The organism is Hyphomonas sp. TMED31 (genome assembly GCF_002172815.1).
Lineage (GTDB): Bacteria > Pseudomonadota > Alphaproteobacteria > Caulobacterales > Hyphomonadaceae > Hyphomonas > Hyphomonas atlantica.
Window position 1 is genome coordinate 1 of record NZ_NHCK01000095.1, and the last position, 18,087, is coordinate 18,087.

The window sequence follows — 18,087 nt, forward strand, 5'->3', positions numbered from 1 at the left end:
AGCGACCGGCAGCGGCTTTCTCTCGCGCCCGCTCCGTTGCTCTCAGCCAGTCATGCGCCAGCCCCCTCAGCTGGCCGGGCATATTTACCTTGTCCAGAGGCGGACGAACAGCCTGCACCACTGGATCAGGCGACGCGCCGCGCCGCCAGATGATCCGCTCCGGGAAATCTTCCGGCGCACTCAACTGCCCTTCCCTGCGCAAGCGCCCAATGATGTGCGGTGAGACCCAGCCGACAAGCTGGTACCGCGTGTCGCGCCCACGATAGACGCAGAAACTGTCACCTCTGGGAGCCGCAATGCCGCCGCGCCACAAGATGGGCCGCAATCTGTATTCGGTCAGCAACCTTGTCTGCGCCATGCCTCAGACCTCCACCGGCGCACCATCCAGCACGACCACGCTGGACAGGCCGACAGACAATTGTTCGATCCACAAGTCGAAATCCGGATCGTCCCGGCAATCCTCTATCTGGTTACAACCATGGGCGACCGTCGTGCGATCGCGATTGAAAACGCGGGCCACGCGGCTGAGGCTCATGCCCAGCGCCGTGCGCAGCAAATACATGGCAATCTGCCGGCCCCGCGCCTCGGCCGGCGAGCGGCGCTGGCGGCTGAGGATCGCCTCGGTCTTCAGGCCCAGCGCATACGCCGTCAACGCAGCCGCGAGATAGGCCCTGTCCTCGTCTTTCTGGGGATCGAAATCCTGCATGTCTTTCTCCTGTGATGACAGGCAGCAGACTACCCGCTTTCCAGCGGTGTAGGATAACTTTCCTATTCCGGCAAGTTGAAGTCCCGTAATCCTTGGGGATTGCGGTGGGGATGGGCGCAGGAGTTCAGGGGATAGACCGCAAAATGAAACGGCGCAGCCCGGTGGGGCTACGCCGTTTCATGGGTCTTTGCTGGATCAGAAAGTGATCAGGCCGCGATGCCCTGTCCGCCGGTCATGCGGCCCTGCCCGGCTTGCGGCACATCCTTGCGGGCGCGTGGGCGGACGAGTTCATCATGGCAAAGAACCTGGCTTAGATAGCCATCCGGCCCGGCAAGCGGCAGACGAACCCAGGCGTGTAGCCGGCCGTCTTCCTGCTCGATGACGCCGCCAACCGGTGCGCCGCGCTCCAACGCTGCGGCGAGGCCGAGGCAATAGGCTTCGCCATGCTCGCCCAGAACTTCCTCGATCTGACGNCCNCGCGCCTCCATNCCGAAAATCTCGCGCAGGCGAGAGCCGGCAATTCGGAAACGGCCGTTTCCGGCCTGNTCGAACTCGACAATGGAAATACTTGCCAGCATCGAACGGAACTGGCCCGGATCCATCGAATCGCGTCGCACAGAACCGCGCGAATCGCGCAGGCCACACCANTATTCGATCAGCTTTTGCTGCGAATCGGTCACGCCCTTGAACACTTTTGCTTTGGTCATTTCAGTCACCCCCAGGTGATTCGATAGAATCACCTATCGCGCGAGTGGAGTCGCGGATCAAGAGTCTTGGTGAGTTTTTCTTAACCATTCTTGCCAAATGCTTTCATTTCGGATGTGAAACGAAAGTATTCAGCCTCGAATACTATTCGCGCTCAGACTTGCCGAGCCCCATCTTCTTNGCGAGCATTGACCGTTGTCTGGAATAGCCCGGCGCCACCATCGGATAGTCNGGCGGCANATTCCATTTTTCCCGGTATTCTTCCGGCGTCATGTCGTATTTTGTGCGCAGATGACGCTTCAGGGATTTGAACTTCAGCCCGTCTTCCAGACAAACGAGATAATCCTCCCCGACGGACTTTCGCACCGGAACAGCGGGGCGAGGCGCAACAGGATCGAGTTCCACGGTCCGCAAACCTGCGAGCGCGACGTGCACATCCTTCAGAAGGGCGGGCAAATTCGCCACCTCAATCCGATTGTGGCTGACATAAGCCGCCACGATTTGCGTGGTCAGCATTATGAGGTGGTGCCCGTCTTCTGACGGATTCGCGGTGTCTTTCATCACGCGCCCCTTAAGTCATGCTTCTGCAATCAACTTCTCGGGGATAGCGTATTATTACGAGACATTCACGCACAAATCGCAGTATTTATTACAGAATGCGGAATCCCGCACACTGATTGCGCACGCGAATATTCAACCGGTGCCTGATTACCCGGCCGTGATGAAAGACAATAGCAGCACGAATCCGAGCAATATCGCCGTCCAGGTCGCCATGCCTGTGGCCAGACCNCCGCGGGCCAGNTCCCCTCTCGGGCTGAAGGCGGCTTCGATCCGGTTATAGGCGCGCCCGGTCAGCTTGAAGAAGATCGCCGTCAATGCGGGCCCCACCTTCTGCCAGACCGTGCCTGTCCATGTCGCGAGGCCATAGCCAGCCTTGCGATAGGTCCAGTCGCTGTCCAGCACCACGCCCGGCTTNTCAGGCGGGTACCAGCCAAGCCGCTTCAGCATGACAAAGGCGAANATGGCCAGAACGAGCAACTGCATCTGTGTCAGCACATGATCCAGCGTGAACGGGTGATAGGCCATCGCCTCTTCGCGGTATGGCANCAGATTGTACAGCCACTCATAGCCGAAGCCCGGCACAATAGCTGGTACGCCCACCGCGATACAGATGAAGGCAGCAAGGCCCATCGCCAGCAACATGTTGAAAGGCGCTTCCTTGACGCGCTTGCCGCTATCATGGCCGAAGAAGGCGAAGTACGGGATCTTGATGCCCGAATGCTCCAGCACACCGGCGGANGCAAACAACAGCATCAGCCAGACCACGGTCAGGCCTTCCTTGCCGACGGCGCTCATGGTCAGCGATTTGGCCGCAAAGCCCGAGAAGAGCGGGAAGGCCGAAATCGACATTGCGCCGATGATGCAGAAGATCGTCGTCCACGGCATGGATTTGTANAGGCCGCCAAGTTCGGATGCCTTGGTTGTGCCGGTGCGATAGAGCACCGCGCCCATGCTCATGAACAGAAGGCCCTTGTAGATGATATGGCAGAAAGCATGCGCCGCTGCACCGTTCAGCGCGAGCGCATTGCCCACGCCCGCCGTGCCGACACCAATNGCGCAGATCATGAAGCCGACCTGGTTGTTCAGCGAGTAGGCGAGAACCTTGCGCAGGTCATTCTCGATAACGGCGAAGAAGACCGGGAACACCGTCATCACGGCGCCAATCCAGATCAGCGCATCCTGGCCCGGGAACATGCGTGCAAACGCATAGACGGCGAGCTTCGTGGTGAAGGCGGACAACACAACCGCACCCACCACGGTGGCCTTCGGATAGGAATCCTGCAGCCAGTTNTGCAGGAACGGGAACGCCGCCTTGATGCCCAGCGCGATGAAGACAAGCATCGCCCCCGGCTCGTTCAGGCTGGTAAAGGCCGAAATCGAGAGATCGCCGCGAGACTGGTAGACATAGCCAATACCGGCCAGCAGCAGCACACCGGACAGGATCTGCACGCCCAGATACCGCATGGAGGCGAAGTAAGCTGCGCGTGTCCCTGCCCTCAGGATCAGGAACACAGATGTAACCGCCGTCAGTTCCCAGAACACGAACAGAGTCATCATGTCGCCAGAGAAAGTCGCGGCGACCGCAGCGCCCGCATAGGCGATGGACATGCCATCTTGCAGCCGGTCATCCGTGTGCCACGCATAGATCGCGTTCAGCAGCGCCGCCAGCAGGAAGGCGAGCCCGAAAATGTAGCTTAGATTATCGACCCGGTAGAGCACCATTTCGAGGCCAAGCGCATTGGCCGTCAANAGATTGATGTTCCGNTCCGCCAGCGAGACCAGCAGGATCGCCGCAATCGGCGCGGCGATCGTCAGGCCCTGACGAATCCNCCGCATGGGCAGGAACAGCGCCACAAGGCCAACCGCAATCAGCAGCCANCCCGGGTTCAGAAGAGACAGGAGGCCAGTCATCAGAGCTCGTCTCCTTCGTCTGGGTAAGTCGGGGAAGTGTCAGGCGCGGCGGGGACATCCGGGTCAATATCCGCAGGCGGTCCGCCCGGATCGCCATAATAGTCCTCACTGCGACGCAACAGGCGGCCCAGCGGCCAGCCCATCAGAACCACAAAGGCAAATGCCGCAAAGCCCCAGAGTGCGTAGAACCCGGTCGCTTCCGCCATGTGAACATATTCATGCCGGTCCACCGCCAGATCGACCACGATCAGGAAAGCCGACAGGATGCCGACGCCCCAGAAAATGGCGGTGCCGGTGATCTTTGCCTCGGTCCAGCCGAACAGGATTTTCGAGATCGGATGCACGCCGTCTTCGGACGGTGTGTGCAGACGATGCGCAGTCTCAGCAGCCTGTTTCACGAAGCGGCCGCTGGCATCGCGGGTATCATTGGGCGTGTTATCGCTCATGGCTGACCTCCGACGAAGGCAGAAGATGTCGGGTTTTCAAACGCGGGCGACAGGAAGTCCGCCAACGGTCCGACGAGGAAGAACAAGACCACACACAGCGCCGCAGTCAGGACGGGCGCAGCCACGGTAAAGAACGGCGCGCCGCCCGGCCGCTTGAACGGCTTTGGTTCCGGCGTTCCCGGTGTTGGCATCAATGCCAGGATCGGGATCGGCAACAGATAGGCAATGTTCAGCAGCGACGAGCCAATCAGCACCCACGGCACGAAATCCGTTCCGCGGTCGATGGCCCCCTGCATCAGCTCATACTTCGCCCACGCGCCGGCCATCGGCGGAATGCCGATAATGGACAAGGTGGCAATGAAGAAGGCGATGAAGACCAGCGGCATCTTGCGACCAAGGCCCTTCATGTCCGAAATATTGGTCAGGCCAGTGGCGACATAGATGGCACCGGCGCACATGAACAGCGTCATCTTGCCAACTGCGTGCGCCGCAATCTGCAGCGCGCCTCCCATGAACCCGGCCTGCGTGGCCAGCATCGCGCCAAGCGTGATGTAGGAAAGCTGCGCAATCGTCGAATAGGCTAGCCGCGCNTTGAGATTATCCTTCGTCATCGCAATCAGGGACGCGACGATGATGGTGAAGCACGCCACCCACAGCACGAATTCCCGCCCTGGTGTCGCGTTCAGAAGGTCTTCTCCGAAAATGTAGATCGACACTTTCATCACGGTGAAGACACCCGCCTTCACAACGGCAACAGCGTGCAACANGGCCGATACCGGCGTTGGCGCGACCATCGCGTTCGGCAGCCAGAAATGGAACGGCATCAACGCCGCCTTGCCGATACCGAATGCGAACAGGATNAGCAGCGCCGTGGCAACCGCAGGGTCGATGTCATACCCGGCGAGCANCCCGCCCTGCACGAAGTCGAGGTTCTGCCCGGCCAGTGCCCAGGTCCACATCAGCGCCATCAGGAACAGACCGATGGACGTGCCCAGCAGCGTCAGCAAATAGATGCGCCCGCCGCGCTTGGCCGCCGCATCGCCCTTGTGCGCGACCAGCGGATAGGTCGACAGGGTCAACACTTCATAGAAGACGAAAAGCGTGAACAGGTTTGCCGACATCGCAACGCCCATTGCGCCAAAGATAGCGATGGCAAAACAGATGTAGAAGCGTGTCTGGTTCCGCTCTCGATTCCCGCGCATGTAGCCGATGGAATAGAATGAGTTCACGATCCACAGGCCCGAAGCGACCAGCGCAAACAGCGCCCCCAGCGGCTCCAGTTTGAACGCGAGGTCCAGCCCCGGCGCGACCTGGCCGATATACAGCTCGGGCACCTGCCCCGCTGAAACTTTTGATGCCAGCGCAATGACGCCCCCAAACAGGATGGTCGCGCCGGTCAGGGTTACCCCTTCCCGCACATTCGAGAACGCGCCGGTGATGGCAATTCCCGCTGCAATCAGCAGCGGCAGGCACAAAGCGGCCCAGATCAACAGCTCAGAGCTCATCAGAAGGCCTCCAGTCCGAACGCAGCGGCGGCAGCGTCACGCGCCAGGCCGAGCGGCAGTTCGGTCGTGATACCGAAATAGATGTTCGCCAGTGCCAGGATCCAGAGCGGAACCAGCAACAGGATGGGGGCCTCCTTGCGCGATTTGCGCGGGTTGATCGGAGGCCGGAAGAAGATCGCTTCCAGAATACGGCCCATGTAGATCACCGCCAGGAAGCTGGAGAACACAACAAAGACGACAGCCCACCACATGCCCTGATCAAACAGGGCATAGCCGAGCTGCAGCTTGGACTGGAAACCAGCCGTCAGCGGCACGCCGATCAGTGAGAGGCCTGCGATCGCAAAGCCCGTCATGGTCCACGGTGCGGTGCGGCCAAGGCCCGCAAAGTCGCGAATGGTGGTGCCCTGGAAGGTCAGCACAACACCGGCCACCGCCATGAAGAGCGCGCCCTTGATCATGGCGTGGTTCAGCAGGTGGAACAGGCCGGCGCTAACGCCNGCNACNGTGCCCACGGACACGCCNAGGATCATGTAGCCAACCTGCGCAACTGAAGAGTAAGCCAACGTCCGGCGTACATCCGTCTGGAAGACTGCCTGGAAGCTGCATGTGATCATCGCGGCAAGGCCAAGCGGCATCAGCAAGTAAGTGAAGGTTGCCTGCTCGAAGGCGAATTCCGGACGGAACACGGTGAACAGATACCGGATCAGCGCGTACAGCGCGACCTTGGTCGCCGTGGCCGACAGGAACATCGTCACGAAGCTCGGCGAATACGCATAAGCGTTCGGCAACCATTGGTGCAGCGGCCAGACAGCCGCTTTCAGGCCTAGACCAACGATGATGAAGGCAAAGCCCGCCTCAACACTGCGATTGCCTGCCAGCTCTGGCAGCATTTCTGCGATCTGTGCAATGTTCAGCGTACCAGTGGCAGAATAGAGGAAGCCAACGCCGATAATGTAGAAGCTCGCGCCGAGCGTACCCATGATGAGATAGTTGAACGCCGCCGGCAACGCACGGCGGTCCCGCCCTGCTCCCAGAGCGACGAGCACATAGGTGGAGATCGACGAAATCTCGAGAAAGACGAACAGGTTGAACGCATCGCCCGTGATCGCCACACCGCTAAGGCCCGCAAAGCAGACAAGGAAAGCCGAGTAGAACAGCGGATGCTTGCGCTCAGGAATCTCGGCTTTCACCGTGGGCCATGAGAAGATCGTCGCCAGCACGCCAATCGCCGCGACCAGCAACAGGATCATCGAGTTCAGCGCATCAACGCGGAGCGTAATGCCAATCGGCACCGGCCAGTTGCCGACATCATAGCCGACCACGCCAACCGGCGACGCCTGTACCTGCCCGACCAGGATCATGGCGCAGAACAGTGCAAATACAGTCGCGAAAATACTGATCAGCCAGGACAGCCGACCGCTTGGCAGAATGGCCAACAGCGGCGCCAGGAACAACGGCACCATGATAAGCAGCGCAGGCGCGTGCAAAAGCGCCCAGCGCGGCGCCATATCCAGGATCGCTTCGATCATGCCAGCGCCTCTTTCTCAGCTTTTGCCTGTTCGGCTTCCTGCGCGATCGCCGTTTCCATATCGATCTCGCGCACTTCGTCAGCTTCGATCGTGCCATAGGCTTCGCGGATGCGAACGATCAGCGCCAGTCCGACCGAAAGCGTCGCCACGCCCACGACGATCGCCGTCAGCATCAAAACGTGCGGCAGCGGGTTGGAATAGGCATTCGCCAGATCTGCCACGCGGTCGCCACTGGCCNCNGCCGTCAGTGTGGCGTCAAGCGCGGCATGCGCCTCACCCGCATGATCTTCGCCGTGTCCACCACCATGACCGCCCGGCTTGTCCGGATCCATCAGGATAGGCGCGGTGCCCCCGGCAACGATGCCGAGCGTGACATAGAACAGACAGATCGAGGTCTGGAACAGGGACAGGCCGACCAGCCGCTTGATCAGGTTTCCGGAAGCAAACGTGATGTAGAGNCCAATCATCATCAGGCCGATGATTGCCCAGTAGTTTGCGCGTTCAAGAATGAAGAGAAGCATCGGCCTACCAGTCCTCGTCGCGGATTTCGGCCACGCGGCCAGCAAAGGCATAGAAGATCGTCAGCATGGCCCCCGAAACGCCGAACAGTACGCCCAGTTCGATCAGGATGATGCCCACATGCTGGCCATGATGGCCGCCGGGCTCTTCCTGGAAAAGCGCTTGATATTCAAGATACTGTCCGCCCTGAAGCAACGCCCAGAAACCAACNCCCGCATACAGCAGCACACCGATGGCGGCGACCGAGCGGGTAAAGGCTGGCGGCACGGCCCGCATGGCGGAGGGAACCCCGAAGACAAGCGCGTAAAGAATGACGCCCACAGCCAGGATCACACCGGCCTGGAAGCCGCCGCCCGGACCGAAATCGCCATGAAACTGAACGTACAGGCCGTACAGGACAATGACCGGNATAAGCGTCTTGGTAATGACGCGCAGGATGACGTGATGGTCGCTCTTCATGAGTCGCTCTCCTCGTCTTCGGCATCAGATTTCGGGGCGTTCTTCGACAGATTCTTGTCTTCGTTGCGGATGGTCTCGGCCANGGATCGCTCGCCAAAACCCAGCAACAGCGCAACGGCGATACCCGCCACGAACACAACGGTTGTCTCGCCCAACGTATCAAAGCCGCGATAGCTGCCCAGAACTGGCGTAACCACGTTCTCGATGCCGGTATCGTACCAGGCCACACGCAGATAGGTCAGGCCAACGCCCGTATTCGCCGGGGAGTTCGGATCACCCACAGCCGGCAAATCGACCGTTGCATAGATCAGCATGATGCCGGTNGCGATGCAGACGAGCAGTGGCCCGAGCTGGCGTAGCGATTTCTCCGGCTTGGCGGTGCGCGACGTCAGCAGCATGGCGCCAAGCAGAACGGCGGTAGACATGCCNGCGCCAACAGCNGCCTCTGTAAAGCCGACATCCACAGCGTCTACGGCGACGTACCAGACCGCGGAGACAAGCGAATAAATGCCGGACANCATCACAATGGCAAACAGGCTGCGAAGCCGTGCGATCGCAATGGCCACTACGAAGAGAAGGCCCAGCAGGACAATATTGACCAGCGCGAGGCCGATATCTGGTTCACTCATGGCCATCAGGAATCCAGTCCTTCCTTGTCATGTGTGTCGACAGGCCCGATCAGCGGCTGAAGGCCAGCCGTGTGCGCCGCATTGGCTGCCGCATGCGACGAGGCCGGGCTGGTCAGGTAAATGAAGACGAAGATCGCGANCAGCTTGCTGACAACCATCCAGTCCGGCGCCATCAGCGCCATNCCGAACAGAAGCAGCGTCGCGCCTGACGTATCGGTTACACTGGCCGCATGGAGCCGTGTGTAGAAATCCGGGAACCGCAGGACACCAACCGTGCCCACCACACAGAGCAGCGCGCCGCCCAGGCAAAGCGCTGCGCCGAGCGGAAAGCGCACAACCTGCCACCATTCAGCGATTGATACGACCAAATCAGCCATTGCCACCTCCCTGCCCGCGACGGACCAGCGGCACCTGGAAAGACCGGTACCGGAAGAATTTGAGGATCGCGATCGTCGCNACGAAGTTGATCAGCGCGTAGAGAATGGCGATGTCCAGGAATTGCGGGCGCCCCATCACAAAGCCCAGCAGGCCAAGCGCCAGCACAGTCTTCGTGCCGAACGAGTTCACGGCGAGCACACGGTCATACAGNGTCGGCCCTGCGATCGCGCGGATCAGCAGAAGCAACATCCCGAACAGGACAGCAATCAGGGCGGCGGCGGTCATGCAGGTCTCCTCTTGCCATCTGCGGCCTCGCGGGAGCGGCGGTCCATATCTGCAAAAGCTTCAGGCTGAGCCGACTGTTCGTACAGCGCATGGACCAGCATCTTGTCGCCCTCNATCTCGACCGTCACCGTGCCCGGNGTCAGCGTGATGGAATTGGCGAACGTCACCTTTGCAAGGTCTGACTCGCAAGCGGTCTTAACCTTCACCAAGGCCGGAGCGATATCGAGATCCGCCTTGAGGCAGGCCTTCACGACGGCCCAGTTGGACTTTGCGATCTCCACCATCAGCCAGGGGAAATACAGCGCGAAGCCGACAATGCGCACATAGGGCGCACCTTCACGGTCAATAATATCAAGCCGATAGGCCAGGATCATNCAGACGGCGACAGAAACAGCGCCCAGCGACAACAAGAGAGGAGAGTAATGGCCGGACATGCCCAGCCAGAAGCCAACCAGTGCAACCAGCAACCCCAGAAAGTACGCCACGCGTGCCCCTTTCGCAGATGACCCAATAGGATGAACGCCCTGACCTAAAGGTCTGCGGTCGACTTGAAAAGTGCTTTTCGGACGGTTTTCTGCCCTTACCTGCCAAAAACGAGCCGGACGGTGCGTTGCGGCGAGGAGAAGCTGGCTTCCTCATTGGCCGGGACGTCATCAATCGCCGAGGCNAGTGCGTTTGGCGAGAATGCGGACGACAGCGACCAGTTCCAGTAGCGCAGCGTTGTCTGCGCCTTGGCGACGGTCATGATTTCGAAAATATCGGACACCTTGGCGAATTGCGGGTCGATTTCGCCATCTTCCGTCTGCAGCGGCCGCTTCAGCCCAGCCCACAGGACCGGCAGGAATTCCCTGTTCACGCCTGTTCCCTTGCAGAGCACAGCAATCCCCTCCCCGCCCTTGTCGGTCAGGATCTTCGCTGCGGTCACGGGCTTCAGGCCCGCAAGATAACCGATTTCCTGCGCCAGCTCGGAATCCATCCCGTTCAGCGCCGAGGCGTTGATCGCNTCTTCGAGGCTGTCATACGGACTCTTGTCGATGGCTGCGCGGTTGCGCTGGCGGCGCTCGATCAGCTGCAGCGCCTTGCGCGTCACGGGATCGGACCAGTTTTCCTCGGCGGCAAGCTCGAACACATCCCGGCACGTGTCGATCACTTCCAACCGGTCGGCAGCGTGACGTTGCAGGATCTTGCGGCGTGTGGCGCTNTCGCTCCACCAGAACATGGCCATGGCCTGGGAAGGCTTGGTCTCCAGCCGCTCAACCAGCAGGTCGCACAGGCTTTCCTCCCCGCGTGAGCGAACGACCAGCTTGTCGATGGCCTGCTCTGGCAGGATCGCCCCGTTGTTCGTCAGCATGTCACGGACCGCCGGGATCTCGGCAAACTCCGCAAGATACTCACACACCGATTCCGGCACCTGCTTGCGCTGGGCGATGATCTGACGGTGCTCCGCTGTGCCGGACATGCAGATTTCCCGCAAATCGCACGCATCAAAGCCNTCATTACCCTCCAGCACGTGGCGGGCCACCTGAAAGGAACACTGGCCAAGATATCTCAGGACGCGTTTCGGCGCTTCGCGATGCGTCGCCAAACGACGGGCGCACATTTCGCGTTCGGCTTCTTCGGCATGAAACAGGACTTCCAGCAGGATGTCGCCCACCATATGCCGGTCCTGGTGCGCCAGACGCGATGCCGGCATCGACACAAGGTCCAATAAACGCCGGAACAGGGCGTTNCGGGCACGCCCGGTCTGTTGCGCCGGCTGGGGTTCCAGTTGATCTTCCATCAGTGCGACCGTCTTCGTTGTAAAGAAAACTGTTGCAGGAAACGGTTAACGGTCTGTGGAAATATATGCGCCGCGTCAGCCCCGGTCTTTTGCGCTCGGGTGTACTACCATCACCAGAAGGCTGCACACGAGCATCAGAATCGCCAGCATGAACAACATGCCGCCATCGGTGGACGTGTTTTGAGGGTCCAGCGAGACAGGCACTTCCCTGCCAAGCCAGGGCGACAGGTGCATGGCCACTGCCCCGCCCAGAATCCCTGCCGACAGGAATGCGCCGAACCGCCGGGTCATTGGCAGGATCAGGAACAGCGCAGCGATCAGCTCAATGATGCCCACAACAACGCGCCCGGTCGGCTCGTACAGGCTGATGCCCGAATTCGTGGCGATGGTCTGGAACACGATGTTCTCGCCCGGCGGATCGAAGAATTTCACCATGCCTTCAGGCGGGTTTGGCAGGGGGGGAATGTTCGCGTGAATGAACATCGCCACCAGAAACAGGGCCAGTGCCCAACTCACGAGATGCCGGAACAAACGCATTCTACATTCCTTTCGCCGGGAGGCCGTTAGCCGGAAGCTAACCATAGCCTCCGGCCGTGGCAACTCAGGCATGCGCGAAGTTAACGTGACATCGCGCTGATCATGTCCTGGCCATCAGACTTGCCCATTCCTGCGTGGCGAATGGTTGCGACTGATAGGAGAACGTCCTCTGATTGAGAATCTCGTCAGCCGCATGGGCCAGCGCACTGTANGCCGTATTGAGCAGAAGTGGGCCAAGGCTGGCCCGTTTCACGCCCGCCGCTTCCAGGTCAGGAAGGGTAAACGGAAACATGCCGGGAATGGCCAGCACATTGACGGGACGGTCGACGCTTGAGACCACCGTCCGAACGTCGTCGACCGATCTCAGGCCGGGCGCGTAAAGCACATCCGCTCCGGCGTCCTGATAGGCCTGAAGACGGGCGATCGTGTCGGCCAGGTCCGGAATACCGGTGAAGAAGTTCTCCGCCCGTGCGGTCAGTGTGAAATGAAACGGCAGGGCCNGCGCNGCCTCGACNGCGGCGCGCACGCGATCAGCGGCTCTCGCAATCTCATACTGCGGCGCGTCCGGGTTGCGGGTGAAGTCTTCGATNGACCCGCCCACCAGCCCGGCATTCGCACCAAGCCGGATGGTCTCGGCGCANTCTTCGGGCGTATCTCCGAANCCATTCTCCAGATCCGCACTCAATGGCAGGTCAGTTGCGGACGCCAATCTGGCGATGTGCGCCATCTTCATGTCGCGAGTCACCTGATAGTCTTCCAATCCTTCGGTGGCAGCGAAGCCCGAACTGGTTGTTGCCAGGGCCTTGTACCCAAGACCTGCCAGGATTTTGGCAGATCCGACGTCCCAGGGATTGGGCATCAGAAACATGCCATCCTGTTCGTGCAGGGCTGTAAAACGGGCGGCGCGGTCGGCTTGTGAAATCATAACTGGTCTCCAATGTTCGCCTCCTCCTCAGCATATCTGCGTATGGCGACCCACCCGATTCTTGCGCATCGGTCATGGACATTGGCTCTCAGGTGTCGCACTCCCGGGGGCTTTCCATGTCGGGACCACCTCCATACAGTCCCGCNAATCGTTCCGGAGTGGGCATGTCAGACAAGATGGATGACCTGATTGACGAGATGGCCGAGGACGCGGCCGAAGACATCTCGTCCCCCGTCAGCGGGGTCAGCGGCGCGATCGGCGCCGGCGCATCCCTGCTGGCCACGGCCAATCACTGGCGGGCGCGCCGACTGCGCCGCGGCGTGAAGATCGAACTGCCCGCCTATCTGATGGTCCAGCTNAGCTGGTTCATGGCCTTCGGTCTCCAGATGGTTCTGTTCCCTTACCTGATCACGGGTCAGGAACACCTGCACATGGACGGGCTGGCGCTCGGCCTTGCCAATATGGCCTTGTCGGCACCNTCGGTAATCTTCCTGCTGATCGGCGGCGTCGTGGCGGAGCGCGCAGACGGCAAGCGGCTTTTGATTATCCTGCACCTGCTGGCCGCCGCTCCTGCCCTGTTGCTGGCCTTCGCGGTCTCTCGCGGCGAGCTTTCCTATCCGGCGATGATTGTCTACGGCCTGACCATCGGAACCGTCGGCGCATTCATGATGCCCGCGCGCGATTCNATTGTGAACGAAGTCGTCGAGCGTCGCATGCGTGTCGGCTCCGGTGTGACCCTGCAACTCGGCGTGACGCTCGCCACGATGGCGCAATTCCTTGCCCAGATCGGCGGATTGATCGTCGGCGGCTATGCCGACAAGCGCACGCTGATGCCGGATTGGCTTGGCGGGTTCGGGATCGGCCCGATCCCTGCGGAACAGCTTCTGGCCATTCAGGGCATGATCCTCGCACTGGGCGCAGGCTTTGCGCTGTGGCTTGGACGCGGCAGACAGATCGTGACTGGCGGCANGGGCATCAAATCCGCACTGGCAGACATCGCAGACGGCTTCCACGCCGTGCGCTCTGACGGAAAACTCTGGGCCATGACGGCGCTGATGTTCGGTGTTGGCATCTTCGTGATCGGCGCGTTTCTTGTCGTGTTGCCGATCGTAAACCGGGATGTGTACGGTTTCGGCTCAGACGGCATCCGGGACATGTTCGTCACCTTCTGGATGGGGGCGTTCGTTTCCTCGGTTGTCCTGTCCATTTTCAAGCGCATCAAGCGTCAGGGTCGCCTGCTGCTGATCGCGCAATTCCTCGCCTCGCTCAGCATCCTCGCCATGATGTGGCGCGTGCCGCACTTTGCCTTTCTCGGCATTGTCTTCATCTGGGGGCTGGCCGCCGGCATCTCCATCGCGATGAGCCGCTCCATCGTTCAGGATGCCGCGCCGAAGGAAAAGCTGGCCCGCGTCCTGTCGATCTACCAGTTGGGCTTCATGGCAGGTGCGCCGTTTGGNGCGGCCATCATGGGCGCGCTGGTCGACCTGTTCGGCCCNCAGCGCATCGCTATCGTTCCGGCGGGCGGCATGATNNCACTGATCCTCTGGATGGTCTTCTTCACCCCCGTCTGGAACATGAAAGGCTCCGCCTGGCTGGAGCATCAGGAGCGGAGCTGACGGCTTTGTGTAGATGACACGCCGGTCAAACGCTTTTATCGGAGTGTTGCATGAGCTTCCGTCCCCGCGCCACGGTCCACCTGCCCCATATTGTTGCCAATTGGCAGGCGATTGACCAGCTGCACCCCGGCGCCACAACGGCGGCCGTGGTGAAGGCCAACGGGTATGGGCTCGGCGCGCTGAGAGTATCCGAGACCCTGTCGAAAGCTGGCTGCAGCACGTTCTTNGTNGCCCATATCGAAGAAGGCGTCATGGTCCGCANAACNCTGGGCGCGGCGCCCCGCATCTTCGTGCTGAACGGCCCCGCCGCCAGAGACTTCCGGTCGTATCGTGAGTCCGGGCTGACACCGGTCCTTTCCAGTGTGGATCAAGTGGATCTCTGGACCCGCAATGGCATCGGCCCGTGCGCGCTGCACTTTGACACCGGCATCAATCGGCTCGGCCTGCCCCCGGCCATGATCGAAACGCAGCTCGATGCCCTGAAAAAGCTGCAACCGGTTCTGGTGATGAGCCATCTGGCCTGCGCGGACGAACCAGATCATCCCCTCAACCAGACTCAGCTCGACCGCTTCACGCAGATCGCGGAGGCTTTCCCGGATACGCCAGCCAGCCTCGCCAATTCCGCAGGCTGCTATCTCGGGCCGGACTATGCATTCGACCTGCTCCGCCCGGGCATCGCGCTGTATGGCGGATCGGACGCCCCAGGCCATGTAGACCTNCAGCCNGGTGTCACGCTGGACGCCCGCATTATCAGCGTGTTCCAGGCCCGTGCCGGAGAGACCGTCGGCTATGGCGCAACCCATACGCTCAAAAAGGACGCCATACTCGCCACGGTTGCGCTCGGCTATGCGGATGGCGTCCCGCGCGCTGGCAGCAATACGCTGATTGGCTATCTGGACGGTTCGCCCTGCCCCGTNCTNGGCAGGGTNTCGATGGACCTCATCACGATTGATGTTTCAAAAGCACACGAAGCGGCAAAAACAGGCGCGCGCGTTGAATTCCTCGGCCCGCATGCCAAACTCGAANATCAAGCGGCGCGCGCTGGCACGCTAGGGTATGAATTGCTTACAGGACTCAGCAACCGTGTCGAACGTTTCTACGTCTAAGCGTGGGGTGCCAAATCCCCTGCAATGGATCGGCGCTGCGGTGCTCGGCTTCTTCGCCGAGATCGGTCGGCTGACCGTATTTGCCAGCCGCGTGAAATTCGCAGCCTTTACCCCGCGCTGGTATCCCGGCCAGGTCTGGCGGCAGGTCGTCAATATCGGCTTCTACTCCCTGCCTGTGGTTGGCCTGTCAGCCGTCTTCATCGGCGCAGCCCTGGCCCTCAACATTTATGAAGGCGGCAGTCGCTATGGCGCGGAACAATTCGTGCCCAGCATTGTCGTGCTCGGCATCACGCGCGAGCTTGGCGCCACGATCACCGGCCTCATGCTGGCCGGGCGCGTGTCTGCTGGCATCTCGGCAGAGATCGGGGCCATGCGCGTCACCGAACAGATCGACGCGCTGGAGACGTTGTCTGCCTCGCCCTACCGCTATCTCTACGCGCCGCGCTTCCTTGCCGCGATCATTGCCCTGCCCCTGCTCGTGCTGGTGGCGGACATCATCGGCATCATGGGGGGCTGGCTGGTCAGCGTCTACGGGCTCGGNTTCGACTCCACCACTTACCTGCGCAACACGCTCGACTTCCTGACCAATGANGATGTTCTGGTGGGCCTGATNAAGGCGGTCGTCTTCGGCGCGGTGATCGCCATCATGGGCTGNTATCAGGGCGANCGGTCAGAGGCAGGCGCNACCGGCGTCGGCCGCGCNGCGACGCTCTCCATGGTCGGCGCTGCCGTGCTTGTNCTNGCCGCCAACTANCTCATGTCCACCCTGTTCGTGGAGATNGGCCTGTGAGCACGCCCATACTGAGACTCGAGAACGTCCAGAAATCCTTCGGATCGAAACAGGTTCTGAAGGGCGTCGACATCGAAGTGCTGAAGGGCGAAAGCCTCGTCATTCTCGGTGGCTCCGGCTCCGGCAAATCGGTGATGCTGAAGAATGCGCTCGGCCTGATGACGCCGACCGCTGGCAAGATCTTCTTCGACGGGCAGGACGTCACCAAGGCCACCGGCCGCACGCGCGAAAAGATGCGCGCCCGCATTGGCATGCTGTTCCAATCCGGCGCGCTGTTCGACTCCCTCACCGTCTGGGAGAATGTCGGCTTCCGCCTGCTACAGGTCGACAAGATGCGCCGCAAGGACGCCAAGGAACAAGCCATCGAGACGCTGAAGAAGGTGCGCCTTGGCCCGGATGTGGCCGATCTCTATCCGGCGGAAATCTCCGGCGGCATGCAGAAACGCGTCTCGCTCGCCCGGTCCATCATTTCAAAGCCGGACCTGATCTTCTTTGATGAGCCGACCACCGGGCTTGATCCGATCACGGCAGATGCCATCAATGATCTGATCCTCGAACAGGTGCGCGGCCTCGGCGCGGCGGCGGTCTCGATCACGCATGACATGGCCTCAGCCCGCAAGATTGCCGACAACATCGCCATGCTGTTCGAAGGCAAGATCATCTGGCACGGCCCGGCGAACATCATCGACAATAGCGGCAACGACCATGTCGACCAGTTCGTACACGGACGCGCCGACGGCCCGATCCAGCCCGCGATTTAGGGCTGGCACAACGAACACGGGCAGGTCCACGCACTCCATTCTTGTCATCCCGGAAAACGCACCGCGTTTATCCGGGACCCTTGGCGCTGCCGTTAAAATGGGTCCCGGATAATGGCTGCACCATTTCCGGGATGACAAGATGTGTTGTTGTGCGCGCGACCGAAAAGAAAGTCCCTAAACGGCTCAAAGCCTGCCCCCCACTTGACCCGCACCTGATCTTCGGGCGCTATCCCGACGCTGTCACGCAGGGGGAGATGCGCCATGATGGACTTTATCAAATACGTCTCGGTGGCGTTTACCGCTGTTTCGCTCGCCTTCACCGGCTGGCTGCAATACGAAAAGTTCCGTCTCGATGGCGAGTGGCACATCGATACCTGTACCGAACAGGCAGATTTGACGCGCTATGAGGGCTTGCATCTCGCCTGGCGCGTCTTCCTGTCGGATGATCCCCTGTCGGCTCCGGTGGTCGGTGATGGCGAAAAGATACAGGAAGCCTTCGCGGCGATCCCCGCCACAGCACGCCATCCTGTGCGTCTGGTCGGCACAAAGGAGATCAACAAGGTGAGCCTGACCGGCCGGTTCGAGGGCCATCGCCGCGCCTCGACCGGACGGTTCGAGTTCCAACCCACCCTGTCGAAGCGTCTCCTGTCCGGATACATTCCCTTCTATCAGCGCAATGTGGATGTGCTGGACGGCAGCTTTGCGTTTACGGCAGGCAATGCACGCGGCCCAGCCCGCGCCGTGCGGCTCGTGAACGGTAAGATACCAGAGGGGATCGCGCCTTTCGCTTGTCTCGGAAAATCCGTCGCCGATCCTCCCCCGCCTGCGGGGGAGGTGGCAGACGGCGAAGCCGGCTGACGGAGGGGGCGGAGGTCAGGTCATGCCCCCCCCCCCCCCCCCGCCCCGCTCCCCCCCCCCCGCGGCCCCGCCCGCCCCGCC

General features: G+C 61.0%; 22 protein-coding genes. 5 read left to right on the forward strand and 17 right to left on the reverse strand.

Going from position 1 to position 18,087, the window contains the following annotated elements:
* From CBB91_RS13490 to CBB91_RS13570, 17 genes are all read right to left on the reverse strand, one after another.
* A partial coding sequence (locus CBB91_RS13490; protein WP_273014628.1) for a hypothetical protein occupies positions 1-358 on the reverse strand: 358 nt, incomplete at its 3' end.
* 3 nt (positions 359-361) lie between these two features.
* Positions 362-706: a helix-turn-helix domain-containing protein gene (locus tag CBB91_RS13495; RefSeq protein WP_035555675.1), complete on the reverse strand. Its 345-nt coding sequence runs from the start codon at positions 704-706 to the stop codon at positions 362-364.
* A gap of 206 nt (positions 707-912) precedes the next feature.
* Positions 913-1,413, reverse strand: coding sequence for a PAS domain-containing protein (locus CBB91_RS13500; protein WP_273014630.1), 501 nt, complete (start codon positions 1,411-1,413; stop codon positions 913-915).
* Between the two features lie 142 nt (positions 1,414-1,555).
* Complete coding sequence (locus CBB91_RS13505) at positions 1,556-1,972, reverse strand: MucR family transcriptional regulator (RefSeq protein WP_273014632.1); 417 nt, start codon at positions 1,970-1,972, stop codon at positions 1,556-1,558.
* A 147-nt stretch (positions 1,973-2,119) separates the two neighbouring features.
* Positions 2,120-3,883: a Na(+)/H(+) antiporter subunit D gene (locus CBB91_RS13510; protein WP_273014633.1), complete on the reverse strand. Its 1,764-nt coding sequence runs from the start codon at positions 3,881-3,883 to the stop codon at positions 2,120-2,122.
* Positions 3,883-4,329, reverse strand: coding sequence for a hypothetical protein (locus CBB91_RS13515; protein WP_273014634.1), 447 nt, complete (start codon positions 4,327-4,329; stop codon positions 3,883-3,885). Before CBB91_RS13515 ends, CBB91_RS13510 begins: the two co-directional genes overlap by 1 nt.
* Positions 4,326-5,834 (reverse strand): proton-conducting transporter membrane subunit, encoded by a 1,509-nt coding sequence (locus tag CBB91_RS13520; protein WP_273014636.1) that lies wholly within the window; start codon positions 5,832-5,834, stop codon positions 4,326-4,328. Before CBB91_RS13520 ends, CBB91_RS13515 begins: the two co-directional genes overlap by 4 nt.
* Positions 5,834-7,363 (reverse strand): monovalent cation/H+ antiporter subunit D family protein, encoded by a 1,530-nt coding sequence (locus CBB91_RS13525; protein WP_051602932.1) that lies wholly within the window; start codon positions 7,361-7,363, stop codon positions 5,834-5,836. Before CBB91_RS13525 ends, CBB91_RS13520 begins: the two co-directional genes overlap by 1 nt.
* On the reverse strand, positions 7,360-7,884 hold the full coding sequence (locus tag CBB91_RS13530; protein WP_273014638.1) for a cation:proton antiporter subunit C: 525 nt from the start codon (positions 7,882-7,884) through the stop codon (positions 7,360-7,362). The genes CBB91_RS13525 and CBB91_RS13530 overlap by 4 nt, the downstream gene beginning before the upstream one ends.
* A 4-nt stretch (positions 7,885-7,888) precedes the next feature.
* Positions 7,889-8,341, reverse strand: coding sequence for a Na(+)/H(+) antiporter subunit B (locus tag CBB91_RS13535; protein WP_273014639.1), 453 nt, complete (start codon positions 8,339-8,341; stop codon positions 7,889-7,891).
* Positions 8,338-8,970, reverse strand: coding sequence for a DUF4040 domain-containing protein (locus CBB91_RS13540; RefSeq protein WP_273014641.1), 633 nt, complete (start codon positions 8,968-8,970; stop codon positions 8,338-8,340). Before CBB91_RS13540 ends, CBB91_RS13535 begins: the two co-directional genes overlap by 4 nt.
* A 5-nt stretch (positions 8,971-8,975) precedes the next feature.
* Positions 8,976-9,347, reverse strand: a complete 372-nt coding sequence (gene mnhG / locus CBB91_RS13545; RefSeq protein WP_273014643.1) for a monovalent cation/H(+) antiporter subunit G — start codon at positions 9,345-9,347, stop codon at positions 8,976-8,978.
* Positions 9,340-9,633, reverse strand: coding sequence for a monovalent cation/H+ antiporter complex subunit F (locus tag CBB91_RS13550; RefSeq protein ID WP_035555640.1), 294 nt, complete (start codon positions 9,631-9,633; stop codon positions 9,340-9,342). Before CBB91_RS13550 ends, mnhG begins: the two co-directional genes overlap by 8 nt.
* Complete coding sequence (locus tag CBB91_RS13555; RefSeq protein ID WP_273014644.1) at positions 9,630-10,118, reverse strand: Na+/H+ antiporter subunit E; 489 nt, start codon at positions 10,116-10,118, stop codon at positions 9,630-9,632. Before CBB91_RS13555 ends, CBB91_RS13550 begins: the two co-directional genes overlap by 4 nt.
* Before the next feature lie 95 nt (positions 10,119-10,213).
* The gene (locus CBB91_RS13560; protein WP_273014646.1) at positions 10,214-11,413 is read right to left on the reverse strand and encodes a DUF2336 domain-containing protein; all 1,200 of its coding nucleotides are present in this window, start codon (positions 11,411-11,413) and stop codon (positions 10,214-10,216) included.
* A 75-nt stretch (positions 11,414-11,488) separates the two neighbouring features.
* Positions 11,489-11,950 (reverse strand): DoxX family protein, encoded by a 462-nt coding sequence (locus tag CBB91_RS13565; protein ID WP_273014648.1) that lies wholly within the window; start codon positions 11,948-11,950, stop codon positions 11,489-11,491.
* A 100-nt stretch (positions 11,951-12,050) separates the two neighbouring features.
* Entirely contained in the window at positions 12,051-12,875 is an 825-nt protein-coding gene (locus CBB91_RS13570) for an isocitrate lyase/phosphoenolpyruvate mutase family protein (RefSeq protein ID WP_273014649.1), read from the reverse strand.
* A gap of 164 nt (positions 12,876-13,039) precedes the next feature.
* Here CBB91_RS13570 and CBB91_RS13575 point away from each other — a divergent pair, with 164 nt between their 5' ends.
* From CBB91_RS13575 to CBB91_RS13595, 5 genes are all read left to right on the forward strand, one after another.
* Positions 13,040-14,491 carry an MFS transporter gene (locus CBB91_RS13575; protein WP_273014651.1) on the forward strand — a complete coding sequence of 484 codons (1,452 nt, stop codon included), beginning with the start codon at positions 13,040-13,042 and terminating at the stop codon, positions 14,489-14,491.
* Between the two features lie 50 nt (positions 14,492-14,541).
* Complete coding sequence (alr, locus tag CBB91_RS13580) at positions 14,542-15,597, forward strand: alanine racemase (RefSeq protein WP_273014652.1); 1,056 nt, start codon at positions 14,542-14,544, stop codon at positions 15,595-15,597.
* Positions 15,575-16,387, forward strand: a complete 813-nt coding sequence (locus tag CBB91_RS13585) for an ABC transporter permease (RefSeq protein WP_273014653.1) — start codon at positions 15,575-15,577, stop codon at positions 16,385-16,387. Before alr ends, CBB91_RS13585 begins: the two co-directional genes overlap by 23 nt.
* Positions 16,384-17,148, forward strand: coding sequence for an ATP-binding cassette domain-containing protein (locus CBB91_RS13590; protein ID WP_273014655.1), 765 nt, complete (start codon positions 16,384-16,386; stop codon positions 17,146-17,148). The genes CBB91_RS13585 and CBB91_RS13590 overlap by 4 nt, the downstream gene beginning before the upstream one ends.
* A 261-nt stretch (positions 17,149-17,409) precedes the next feature.
* Entirely contained in the window at positions 17,410-18,006 is a 597-nt protein-coding gene (locus CBB91_RS13595) for a hypothetical protein (protein ID WP_272981612.1), read from the forward strand.
* The last annotated feature ends 81 nt before the right edge of the window (positions 18,007-18,087 follow it).

Excerpts from the sequence above, each read along its gene's own strand:
- CBB91_RS13515 (WP_273014634.1), bottom strand. The coding sequence starts at position 4,329 with ATGAGCGATAACACGCCCAATGATACCCGCGATGCCAGCGGCCGCTTC.
- CBB91_RS13565 (WP_273014648.1), bottom strand. The coding sequence starts at position 11,950 with ATGCGTTTGTTCCGGCATCTCGTGAGTTGGGCACTGGCCCTGTTTCTG.
- CBB91_RS13495 (WP_035555675.1), bottom strand. The coding sequence starts at position 706 with ATGCAGGATTTCGATCCCCAGAAAGACGAGGACAGGGCCTATCTCGCG.
- CBB91_RS13595 (WP_272981612.1), top strand. The coding sequence starts at position 17,410 with ATGATGGACTTTATCAAATACGTCTCGGTGGCGTTTACCGCTGTTTCG.